Below are 11094 nucleotides of genomic sequence, written 5' to 3'. Positions count from 1 at the left end.
AACGAGCCGAGCTTTCCGAGGCGCAGCAGCTGCATGACGATGAACTCGATGTTCGTGCCCGGGGCGTGGTGGCCGGTGTCGAGGCACACCATCGCGCGCTCGCCGAGCGCGGCGACCTGGGCGTAGGACGTGCCCCAGTCGGGAACATCGGTGTGGTAGAACGACGGCTCGAAGAACTTGTACTCCAGCACCAGGCGCTGGTCACCGGTCAGCCGCGCGTAGATCTGCTGGAGCGAATCCTGCAGGCGGTCCTGACGGGAGCGCATGTCGGTCTGACCGGGGTAGTTCGACCCTTCGGCGAGCCAGATCTTGAGGTCACGGGAGCCCGTGGCATCCATGACGTCGATGCACTCGATGTGGTGGTCGATGGCCTTGCGGCGGATCGCCTCGTTCTCGTGCGTGAGGGCGCCGAACTTGTAGTCCTCGTCCTGGAAGGTGTTGGAGTTGATCGTGCCGAGCTTCACGCCCAGGTCCTCGGCGTGACGGCGCAGCACGCCGTAGTCGTCGACCTTGTCCCACGGGATGTGGAGGGCGACCGAGGGGGCGAGCCCGGTGAGGCGGTTCACCTCGGCGGCGTCGGCGATCTTCTCGAAGGGGTCGCGGGGCGTGCCTTCGGTGGTCCAGACCCGGAAGCGGGTGCCGGAGTTGCCGAACGCCCACGAGGGCAGCTCGATGCCCTGGCCTTCGAGCTCGGTGAGGATGGCGGGGGACAACGTCGTCATGATGCGTCGCTTTCGTGAAGGGCGGCGGATGCCAGCTGGTCGTGCAGATTGAAGATCTCGGTGAGGGGGGTCGCGGCCTGGTCGGGACGGCCCTCGAGCCCCACGAAGAAGGGGGCCATCTCGGCCTCCCAGCGGGAGGCGACCTCGGATGCGGCGAGGTAGGCCTGCGCTGCCTGGTCGTCGTCGGTCTCGTAGTAGCCGGTGAGGCGGCCGCCCTCGCCGAGGAACAGCGAGTAGTTGCGCCGACCGGATGCCGCGATCTCGGCGAGCATCTCGGGCCAGACGGGAGAGTGTCGCCGCAGGTACTCGTCGAGCATCTCGGGCTTCACCTGCAGCTGGAAGCAGACGCGCTGCGGCTGTGACGGGCTCGTCATCGAGGGTCTCCTGGGTCGCCGGACGGTATGAATCGTTTCAACCCTAGCTTATCGCGGTCACCCAGACAATGGGATAGCGCTTACCGCACCCTCGCGACTACCCTTTGACCGCGCCGCTGGTCATGCCGGACTGGATCTGACGGTTGAAGAAGATGTACATGATCAGTGGCGGAATCGTGATCAGCAGGATGTTCGTGAACAGCAGGTTCCACTGGTTCAGTGACTGCGACTGGAAGTTGTACAGCGTGAGCTGGACGGTCGCGTTCGCGTCGCCGGGCAAGAAGTACAGCGGCCCGGCGAAGTCATTGAACACCGCAACCGACTGCACGACGATGACCGTGATCGCCACGGGCTTGAGCAGCGGCAGGATGACGCCGAAGAAGAGGCGCAACGGGCCCGCCCCGTCCAGGAGCGCGGCCTCATCGAGCTCGCGCGGGACCGTCCCGATGAAGGAGCGGAACAGCATGATGCAGAACGAGAGCCCGAAGGTCGCCTCGATCAGGATCATGCCCGGCATCGTCTTGAACAGTCCGATCGCCTGCAGTACCCAGATGGTCGGCACGACTGCCGGGGGCACGATGAGGCCCGCGAGCACGAAGAAATTGATGATGGGGTTCCACCGCGACTTGCGCCGCTGCAGGACGTATCCGACCATCGCGGCGAAGATGACCATGATCGTCACGCTCACCACGGTCAGCACGGTGCTGTTCACGAACGCGCGGACGAGCATGAAGTCGCGCGTCTGGATGACGGTGACGATGTTCTCCCACAGGTGCCAGCCTTGGGCGGGGAGGGAGAACTCGAACAACGAGGCTTCGGGAGCCGTCTTCGCCGCGGTCAGCACGATGAACGCGAACGGGACGATGAACACCAGGATCGACATGGCGATCGCGACGACTCCGGTCACATACTGCGTGAAGAAGACCCGTTTGGTGATGCCGCGGCGTTCGGCGCGAGGGATGCGGGCCTTGCGGCCGCTCGTCGTGGTGAGGAGCCTTGTTTCGCTCATGACTCGACCTGCCGCTTCGTGAGGATGTGGGAGATGGGAAGGATGATGGCCGTCACGACGACGAACAGCACGACGTTGCCGGCGGTGGACAGGCCGTAGAAGCCCGCCTGGTACTGCTTGTAGATGACGGAGCCGATGACATCACTGGTGAAGCCGGGCCCGCCCTTGGTCATCGCCCAGATGAGGTCGAACGAGCGCAGCCCGCCGATGAGGGAGAGGAGGATGACGCTGCCCATCGCGGGCTGCACGAGGGGGAGGGTGATTCTGGAGAACCGCTGCCACGCCCCGGCGCCGTCGACCTTGGCCGCTTCGAAGTACTCCTGGGGGATGGCGACCAGACCGGCGATGAAGATGAGCGTTGCGATGCCCACGCCCTTCCACACGTCCACGACGGCGACGGACATGAGCGCCAGCGCCGGGTCGGTCAACCAGCCGGGCCCGTTGATGCCGATCGCCGCGAGGGTCTGGTTCACCAGTCCGTCGAAGGGGTCGAGAAGGACCTTGAAGGTCACACCGATGCCGATGGTCGACACCAGCACGGGGAAGAAGATCGTAGTGCGCAGGTAGTTGCGTCCGAGGATCGAGCTCGTCAGCAGTAGCGCGAGTGCAAGACCGAGGATGACTTTGAGGGCCGAGGTCACGAACCCGTAGACGAACGTGTTCAGGAAGCCCTGCATGAGCATGGGCTCCGTGAAGAATTGGATGTAGTTGGCGAAGCCGATGAACTCGACGTCGAACAGGGTCCAGCGGGTGAGGCTGAAGTAGAACGACGCGAACGTCGGCACCGCGAACAGCACGACATAGAGCACCGTCGAAGGAATGTAGAACCACGTCGGGTAAGGGCTTCTCATACCGCTTCGCTTGCGCGAGCGGGCCCTGCCCTGATCGCGTCGACGCGAGGGGTCCGCGGGGGCCGGCGTGGGTGGTGCGGTGGTCGTCTTCGTCGTCATGATGCTCTCCTGCTCGGCGGCGACCGTGGTGCGGGCAGCGACGCCCGCACCACGGTCAGTGGTTCGTTACCAGCCCTCGAGGCCGAGCTGCATTGCCTGCTTCTTCACGTCTTCGTCGTACAGTGCGGCGCCGTCCTGCGCGCTGCGGATGCCCGACCCGACCTCGACCAGGATGTTCTCCAGGTTCGGTCCCTTGATCGGGGAGAGGTATTCCAGAGCCGAGTTGGACTTGCCCGCATCGACGTACATCTGCATGTCCTTCAGCATCGCGGGGACGTCGTCGGGCAGCTCGCACGTGCTGATGGCGTACGGCCCGGAGGGCACGATGTGCTCGTTCTGGACGTCGCATCCGGCGGGCGAGTTGAGGAAGGCGAGGAACTTCTTCGCTGCCACCAGTTCGTCACCCTCGGTCGTCTTGGGGATGTACATCGCGTTGGGCAGCCAGACGGTCAGGCTCGTGTGAGCGGCATCCTGCGCCGGAATCGGGAACACCCCGACGTCGTTGACCTGGTCCGGGTAGTTCTGTGCGAGGGACGCGATCGCGCCGGTCTGCATCGGGTAGTGCGCTGCCTCGCCCATGGCGAGCCAGCCGATGGCCTCCTCGAAGCGGGCGGAGGCGAAGTCCTCGTTCAGCCACCCTTCCTTGAAGGATGTCTCCAGGTTCAGGAAGCCCTGCAGTGCCGGCTGGTCTGCGAACTTCTTCTTGCCGGCCGTGTAGTCCTCGGCCCACTCCGGATCCTGTGCCAGCACGTTGGCGAAGTCGCCAAGGACGTACAGCTGGCTGGAGAACGTGTCGCCGTACGTCTGGACGACGGCGGTCTTTCCTGCGGCCTTGATCTTCTCGTTGTTCGCGGCGTACTCCGCCCACGAGGCGGGAATCTCGAGCCCCAGCTCTTCGTAGATCGTCTTGCTGTAGAGGATGCCGCCGGCCTGCGTCGAACCCCACGGGGCGCCGTAGATGCCGTTGTCGGTCGAGACCGAATCGATCATCTTCGGGTCGACGTCGGCCACCCAGGACTCGTCGGACAGGTCGACGAGGTACTGATCCGGGCTCAGGCCCTGGAACAGCGAGCCGGAGTTGTAGAAGAACACGTCGTTCATCTCGCCGGTAGCGAGCTTGGTCTTCGTGAGGTTGTCGCCCTCGGTCCCGGCAGGCTGCGTCTCGAGCTTGACGGTGATGTCCGGGTTCTCCGCTTCGAACGCCTCGATGAGCGTGTCGATGGCGGTGGTGTTGTTCTCGGAGGTGGGAAGCAAGAACGAGATCTCGGTCGTGCCGGAGTCGCTGCCGCCGTCTGCACCGCTGCACGAAGCGAGGGGCAGAATCAGCGCTGCGGCGCCGACAACGGCGACGGAGGCACGGAAAGTGCGAGGGTATTTCATGGGCGGCATTGCCTTTCTGGAGGGCTGTCATCGCTGACTGGTCACACCTGGATCCATTTGAATCCTTTTAACCGGGACGTTATAGGTGGGTCGATTGTGTGTCAAACTCGCGTGATTCCGGGGCGAGTCGTGACCATTTCTGATATGAATCGATTTAGGCAGAGCCCTTCGGGGTGCACCGCCTTCATCGAGCACCCATCGGCGGGTGCAGGCACAAAGGAGAGCCCATGAGCAGCACGCGAGTCACCCGCATCGGCACCGGGGCACCGTACGGAAGCGACGTCGTCCCTTCGGCCACCCCCGTCCTGTCGTGGGTCACCGAGACCGATTCGCGCGAGTGGCGCCAGGCTGCGGCGGAGATCTCCTTCACCGTCGTCGGGCAGGAACACCTGTTCGCCCTGGAAGGGAGCACGTCCGTGGGCGTGCCGTGGCCGTTCGCCGAACTCAGCCCCCGAGAGCACGGGCAGCTGAGTGTGCGCGTCGTCGGTTCCGACGGCCAGTGGAGCGAATGGAGCGCGCCCCGGGCGATCGTGGCTGGCTTCCTCGGTGAAGGCGGCTGGCAGGCGGCCACCATCGGTGCGTCGTCCCCCGCCTCCTACGCCGAACCCGTGCTGCTGCGCACGGAGTTCACCCTGGACCGGCCGGTCGCCCGCGCGTTCTTCTACGCCACGGCACTGGGTGTGTACCAGGCGGCCGTGAACGGCGCCGACGTCGATGATCACGTCATGAAGCCGGGATGGACCGCCTACCAGGAGCGGTTGCTCCACGAGTCCACCGATATCACCGCGCTGGTGCGTGACGGCGTCAACGCCATCGGCGTGCGGCTGGCCGGGGGGTGGGCGACGCAGCATTACGGCTTCGCCGGCAATTGGCACCCGGTCTACGGCGAGCAGCCGCGGTTCGCCGGCCAGATCGTCGTCGAGCACACCGACGGCACCGTTCGCACGATCGCCACAGGTGACGGCTGGATGCTCGGGCGAGGACCGATCACGCAGAGCGGTCTCTACGACGGTGAAGACTTCGACGCCCGACGCGCCGCCGTCGACGCGGCCGGCGTGGGCTTCGCCGAACCCGGCTTCGCGGCGGAGGGCTGGGAAGCCGCCGCCCTGCAGGAGTCGCTTCCCGTGCCGGAAACCTCGGCTGCGCCGTTCGTGCGCCGGATCGAGGAGCGTGCCGTGGAAGAGGTCATCCTGACCCCGAGCGAGCGCACCGTGCTGGACTTCGGCCAGAACCTGGTCGGACGCCTGCGCATTCGGGTCAGCGGACCGGCAGGAACGGTCATCACCCTGCGACACGCAGAGGTGCTCGAGCACGGTGAACTCGGCATCCGCCCCCTGCGTGAGGCGAAGGCGACGGACACCTACATCCTCGCCGGCGACGGTGAGGAGACCTGGGAACCGGAGTTCACGTTCCACGGCTTCCGCTACGCCGAAGTGGAGGGATGGCCGGGTGAGTTCGACCCGAACGACGTCACGGCGGTCGTCATCCACAGTGATATGGAGCGCACGGGCTGGTTCGAGACGTCGCATCCCCTGCTGAACCGCCTGCACGAGAACGTCGTCTGGGGTCTGCGTGGCAACTTCCTGAGCATCCCGACCGACTGCCCGCAGCGCGATGAGCGTCTCGGCTGGACCGGCGACATCCAGGTCTTCGCGCCGACGGCGAGCTTCCTCTATGACGTGCAGGGATTCCTGGACTCGTGGCTGAAGGATCTGGCGATCGACCAGGTCGACGGCGTCGTGCCGTTCGTGGTTCCCAACGTCCTGGGTCCCGCTCGCCCCGCCGCAGCCTGGGGCGACGCGGCGACAGTCGTCCCCGATGTGCTGCACGAGCGCTTCGGTCAGGATGAGATCACGCGCCGCCAGTACCCCAGCATGAAGGGCTGGGTCGACGCCGTGCTGGCCCGTGCAGGCGAGCGACGCCTGTGGGAGGGGTCATTCCAGTTCGGGGACTGGCTCGACCCCGACGCGCCGCCGCACAACGCGGCCAAGGCGAAGACCGATCCCGACATCGTCGCCTCCGCTTCGCTGTTCCACTCCACGCGCATCCTGGCCCGCACCGCTGCCCGGCTCGGTTTCGACGACGATGCGCGGCAGTATGCGCGCATCGCCGAGGAGGTGCGCGAGGCCTTCCTCGCCGAGTACGTCACGCCGGTCGGTCGCATGGTCTCCGACGCGCAGACCGCGTATGCACTGGCGATCGTCTTCGAGATCGTCGACAAGGAGACGGCGCAGGCGCTGGGCGACCGACTGGCCGTGCTCACCCGTGCGAACGGCTTCCACATCGGCACCGGTTTCGTGGGCACCCCGATCATCCAAGACGCCCTCACCCGCACCGGGCACCTCGAGACGGCACGTCGGCTGCTTCTGCAGACGGGCTGCCCTTCGTGGCTCTACCCGGTGACGATGGGGGCCACCACCATCTGGGAGCGCTGGGACTCCATGCTCCCGGACGGCAGCATCAATCCGGGCGAGATGACCTCCTTCAACCACTACGCGCTGGGGGCGGTCGCAGACTGGCTTCACCGGGTCGTGGCCGGCCTTGCCCCGGCTGCTCCCGGGTACAAGCGGATCGAGATCGCGCCACATCCGCTGGCCGGGATCGATTCCGCCGCCGCCACGCACCGTACGCCCTACGGCGTCGCGAGCGCATCGTGGCGACGCGACGGCGATGTCGTGCACGTCGAGGCGGTCGTGCCGCCCAACACGACGGCGGCGGTGCTTCTGCCTGACGGGTCCGCGCACGAGGTCGGATCCGGGACGCACCGCTGGAGCGCACACCTGCCGCAGCCGCCAGTGGCGCGCGGATCCGTCGGCTTGGAGACGACCCTCGATGTCATCATCGACGACGAGGAAGCGCATGACGCTCTCATGGCCGAGCTGCTGCGCGTGGACGCTCGCGCGTCGGACATCGTCCGCTCGCACACCTCCTGGGGCGCCGGGTCCAGCGTGCGGGATCTGCTGCATTCGTTCGTCGGAGGCGACCTGGTCGCAGTGGTGACAGAGCGTTTCGACGAGCTGAACCAGCGGCGAGGCGCTAGCGTCTGAGGACAGGTGCGCACCCGCGCCTTCGTCTTCCCCCGTCCATCACAGGAGAGCCCGTGGCCGTGAGCGTGCGCGACGTCGCTCAGGCCGCGGGTGTCTCCGTCGGGACGGTGTCCAACGTGCTCAACCACCCCGACAAGGTGGCACCCGCCACCGTCACACGTGTGCTCGCCGTGATCGATGAGCTCGGGTTCGTGCGTAACGACGCCGCGCGTCAGCTGAGAATGGGCAAGAGCCGCAGCATCGGCATGCTCATCCCCGATGTCGGCAACCCGTTCTTCGCCGCGCTGGTGCGCGGGGCCCAGGCGCGGGCGGCCGATGTCGGCCTGGCTGTGCTGGTCGGCGCCAGCGACGGTCGGGTGTCGAGGGAGGACACTTACCTGTCACTGTTCCGCGAGCAGCGGGTGCACGGCGTGCTGGTCACGCCGGTGACCGGTGACCACGCCAAGCTGGCGAGGCTGAACGACGCCGGGGTGCCGGTGATCCTCGTGGATCAGGAGTCGACGGACGACAGGCTGTCGTCGGTGTCGGTCGATGACGTGGAAGGTGGATACCTGGCGGTGCGCCACCTGCTCGACACCGGTCGGCGGCGTATCGCCTTCCTCGGCGGCCCCGTCTCCGTGCTCCAGGTGTCCCACCGCTTGATGGGCGCGAGCCGCGCGGTGGGAGAGGTCCCGGACGCATCGCTGGAGATCATCGAGACCCCCGAGCTCACTGTGCTCAGCGGGCGGGCGGCGGGCGAGCGACTCGTTGATCGGGATGCAAGCGCGCGCCCGGACGCGGTGTTCGCAGCCAACGACCTCGTCGCCGTCGGCCTCGTGCAGGCGCTCGCCCTCCTCCACGATCTGCGCGTACCCGAGGACATCGCCGTGGTCGGCTACGACGACATCGACTTCGCGGCGTCCAGCATCGTGCCGCTCACGTCGGTGCGCCAACCGGCGGAGCAGATCGGCGCATCGGCGGTGGAGCTGCTCCCCGAGGTGCGCGATGGCGATGCGCAGGAGCCTGTGCGCATCCGATATCTGCCCGAACTGATCGTACGCAGCTCCACGGTGCGCGGGCGCATCGCGGGCGGCGACGGCTAGGTCTCTCACGGCCATCACCTGGAAGGCGAGCGAACCATGACGCACAAGACTCTCGGCTCCACCGGCATCCACGTCGGCGACATCACGCTCGGCACGTCCGCGCTGGGGGAGGGCACCGCTCCCGGCTCGGCGGAGGAGGAGGCCGCCGTCGCGGCGGCGGTGGACCTGCTGACGGGGGAGTTCGCACTCGTCGACACCTCGAACAACTACGGCAACGGCCGCTCCGAGGCGGTGCTGGGCCTCGCCCTCGCCCAGGTGGGGCCGTCGCTGGCGACCGCCCGCATCGCGACGAAGGTCGACCGCGACGGGCGCACCGGCGCCTTCGACCGCGACCGGGTGATGCGCTCCTACGAGGAGAGCCTGACACGGCTGGGGGTCGACCGGGTGGAGATCCTGCACCTGCACGACCCGTACAGCATCACGTTCGAGCAGGCCGCGGCACCAGGCGGCGCGCTCGAGGGGATGCGGGAGCTGCGCGAGACGGGCGCGGTCGAGGTCATCGGCATCGCGGCAGGACCCATCCCGCTCATGACCCGGTACGTCGAGACCGGGCTGTTCGACGTGGTGCTCTCGCACAACCGGTTCACCCTCGTCGACCGCAGCGCGGAGGCGCTGTTCGCTGAGGCGCGCCGCCGCGGCATGGGCGTGTTCAATGCGGCGCCGTTCGGCGCCGGCATCCTCGCCAAGGGGGCGGCCTCGCGGCCGTCGTACGGCTACAACGAGGCGTCGCCGGAGCTCATGGCGTGGATCGCGCGCGCCGAGCAGGTGTGCGCCGATCACGGCGTGCCGCTGGCCGCCGCGGCGTTGCACTTCTCGCTGCGATCGGAGCTCGTGGATTCGACGATCGTCGGCATCGCCAGCTCGCGCCGTCTCGTGCAGCTGCGCGAGCTGCGGGACACCGTGATCCCCGACGCACTGTGGCCGGACCTCGACGCGCTCGGCCCGGCGCCGAGCCCCCTGCCGGAGCGGGACGCCGAGGAATCCCGGCCGCTGCTGTGACCGGCTGCGCGATCGGGGTCATGCTGCCCCGCGACATCGACGCGACGCGGGTGGGGGAGTTCGCCGTGCGCGCGGAGCGGCTCGGGTTCGACGAGCTGTGGGTCGTCGAGGACCTGGGCTTCCGCGGCGGTATCGCGCAGGCCGCGGTCGTGCTGGCGCTGACGGAGCGGATCCGCGTGGGGATCGGCATCCTTCCCGCCGGTGCTCGCAACGCCGCCTTCGCGGCGATGGAGCTGGCCACGCTCGCGCAGCTCTTCCCCGGCCGGGTCGACGCCGGGATCGGGCACGGGATGCCGGACTGGATGCGGTCCGTCGGCGCCTGGCCGGACCGCCCGCTGCGGGCGCTCGAGGATCACGTGACGACGCTGCGCACGTTGCTCGGCGGGGGAGCGCTCGACGCCGGGGTGCGACTGGACGCGACGAGCGTGCCGACCGAGCCGCCGCCGCTGCTGCTGGGCGTGCGGGGACCGAAGTCACTCGCGCTCTCGGGGCGCATCGCCGACGGCACCGTGCTCGCCGAGCCCGTGACGCCCGAATACGCGCGGGCGGCGATCGAGCAGATCGCGGCATCCGATCACCGGCTCGTGGCGTACAACGTCGGGGTCGTCGGCGCGGATGCCGGCGCGGCGCTGGCGGCGGCGCGGCCCGCGCTCGCGGCGTTCGGTGAGCCGGACTGGGCGCCGCACATCGCGCCGATGCCGTTCGCCGCGGAGTTCGCGGCGCTGCGGGCGCGGTGCGGCGACGGTGCGGAGTTCGCCCGCGCGATGCCGGACGAGTGGGTGAGGCAGCTGGCGCTCGCGGGCACGGTGCCCGAGGTCCGCGCTCGCATCGATTCGCTGGCCGCCGCCGGCGTGCACAGCTCGGTGTTCATCCCGGTGGGTGACCCCGTCGCCGCCCTCGAGTCCCTAGCGACCGTCCTCGAGTGAGTATTCGCCGCGACGAGTGAGTACTCGCCTCGAATACTCACTCGCGACCCCGAATACTCACTCGGCGGGGGTTATGTTGTGGGGGACGCGAAAGAGGCGAGGGGCGCAGATGGCGCAGAACTGGGCAGGGACCTATGAGTACCGGGCGCCCCGGATCGAGGTTGCGGAGACCATCGACGACGTGCGGCGCCTCGTGTCGGGTGGCGGCCGCGTGCACGCCCTCGGAACGCGGCACTCGTTCACGGACCTCCCCGACACCGACGGCACCCTCATCGACGTCACCCGCATCGACCCCGCGTTCGACCTCGACGTCGATGCGGCGACCGTCACCGTCGGCGCCGGCACGCGGTACGGCGAGCTGGCCCTCTGGCTCGAGGGGCGCGGCTGGGCTCTTCGCAACATGGGATCGCTGCCCCACATCAACGTCGGCGGCGCCATCGCGACCGGCACGCACGGCTCGGGCGACCGCAACGGCGTACTGTCGGGCGCGGTGACGGCCCTGCGGTACGTCGGCGCCGACGGCGACCTGCACGAGGTGCGCCGCGGCGACCCCGACTTCGCCGCGCTCGTGGTCGGCCTCGGCGCCTACGGCATCACGGTCTCGG

The 11094-nt window shown here is 68.1% G+C and carries 9 protein-coding genes and 1 pseudogene; 5 read left to right on the top strand and 5 right to left on the bottom strand.

Features of this window, described 5'->3' with window-relative positions; translation table 11 throughout:
* The 5 genes and pseudogenes from NQ160_RS02380 to NQ160_RS02360 all read right to left on the bottom strand — a co-directional run.
* A pseudogene (locus NQ160_RS02380) lies at positions 1–722 on the bottom strand (L-rhamnose isomerase); the annotation flags it as partial.
* Positions 719–1096, bottom strand: coding sequence for an L-rhamnose mutarotase (locus tag NQ160_RS02375; protein WP_257513639.1), 378 nt, complete (start codon positions 1094–1096; stop codon positions 719–721). The gene NQ160_RS02375 and the pseudogene NQ160_RS02380, both read right to left, overlap by 4 nt.
* Positions 1097–1193: 97 nt before the next feature.
* The gene (locus tag NQ160_RS02370) at positions 1194–2105 is read right to left on the bottom strand and encodes a carbohydrate ABC transporter permease (protein WP_257513638.1); all 912 of its coding nucleotides are present in this window, start codon (positions 2103–2105) and stop codon (positions 1194–1196) included.
* Positions 2102–2956 (bottom strand): carbohydrate ABC transporter permease, encoded by an 855-nt coding sequence (locus NQ160_RS02365; RefSeq protein WP_257513637.1) that lies wholly within the window; start codon positions 2954–2956, stop codon positions 2102–2104. Before NQ160_RS02365 ends, NQ160_RS02370 begins: the two co-directional genes overlap by 4 nt.
* A 165-nt stretch (positions 2957–3121) precedes the next feature.
* Entirely contained in the window at positions 3122–4435 is a 1314-nt protein-coding gene (locus tag NQ160_RS02360; protein WP_257513636.1) for an ABC transporter substrate-binding protein, read from the bottom strand.
* Positions 4436–4662: 227 nt separating this feature from the next.
* Between NQ160_RS02360 and NQ160_RS02355 the strand changes: the two genes are divergently transcribed.
* The 5 genes from NQ160_RS02355 to NQ160_RS02335 all read left to right on the top strand — a co-directional run.
* Positions 4663–7482 carry an alpha-L-rhamnosidase gene (locus NQ160_RS02355; RefSeq protein WP_257513635.1) on the top strand — a complete coding sequence of 940 codons (2820 nt, stop codon included), beginning with the start codon at positions 4663–4665 and terminating at the stop codon, positions 7480–7482.
* A 53-nt stretch (positions 7483–7535) separates the two neighbouring features.
* Positions 7536–8564 carry a LacI family DNA-binding transcriptional regulator gene (locus tag NQ160_RS02350; RefSeq protein ID WP_257513634.1) on the top strand — a complete coding sequence of 343 codons (1029 nt, stop codon included), beginning with the start codon at positions 7536–7538 and terminating at the stop codon, positions 8562–8564.
* A 36-nt stretch (positions 8565–8600) separates the two neighbouring features.
* Entirely contained in the window at positions 8601–9563 is a 963-nt protein-coding gene (locus NQ160_RS02345) for an aldo/keto reductase (RefSeq protein WP_257513633.1), read from the top strand.
* A gap of 20 nt (positions 9564–9583) precedes the next feature.
* Entirely contained in the window at positions 9584–10489 is a 906-nt protein-coding gene (locus NQ160_RS02340) for an LLM class flavin-dependent oxidoreductase (RefSeq protein ID WP_257513632.1), read from the top strand.
* A 109-nt stretch (positions 10490–10598) separates the two neighbouring features.
* A partial coding sequence (locus tag NQ160_RS02335) for an FAD-binding protein (protein ID WP_257513631.1) occupies positions 10599–11094 on the top strand: 496 nt, incomplete at its 3' end.

This window comes from Microbacterium sp. zg.Y909, from assembly GCF_024626565.1.
The sequence above is the reverse complement of the archived record's forward strand: the minus strand, read 5'-3'. Positions and strand labels throughout refer to the sequence as shown.

Excerpts from the sequence above, each read along its gene's own strand:
- NQ160_RS02375 (WP_257513639.1), bottom strand. The coding sequence starts at position 1,096 with ATGACGAGCCCGTCACAGCCGCAGCGCGTCTGCTTCCAGCTGCAGGTG.
- NQ160_RS02370 (WP_257513638.1), bottom strand. The coding sequence starts at position 2,105 with ATGAGCGAAACAAGGCTCCTCACCACGACGAGCGGCCGCAAGGCCCGC.
- NQ160_RS02365 (WP_257513637.1), bottom strand. The coding sequence starts at position 2,956 with ATGAGAAGCCCTTACCCGACGTGGTTCTACATTCCTTCGACGGTGCTC.
- NQ160_RS02360 (WP_257513636.1), bottom strand. The coding sequence starts at position 4,435 with ATGAAATACCCTCGCACTTTCCGTGCCTCCGTCGCCGTTGTCGGCGCC.
- NQ160_RS02355 (WP_257513635.1), top strand. The coding sequence starts at position 4,663 with ATGAGCAGCACGCGAGTCACCCGCATCGGCACCGGGGCACCGTACGGA.
- NQ160_RS02345 (WP_257513633.1), top strand. The coding sequence starts at position 8,601 with ATGACGCACAAGACTCTCGGCTCCACCGGCATCCACGTCGGCGACATC.
- NQ160_RS02340 (WP_257513632.1), top strand. The coding sequence starts at position 9,584 with ATGCTGCCCCGCGACATCGACGCGACGCGGGTGGGGGAGTTCGCCGTG.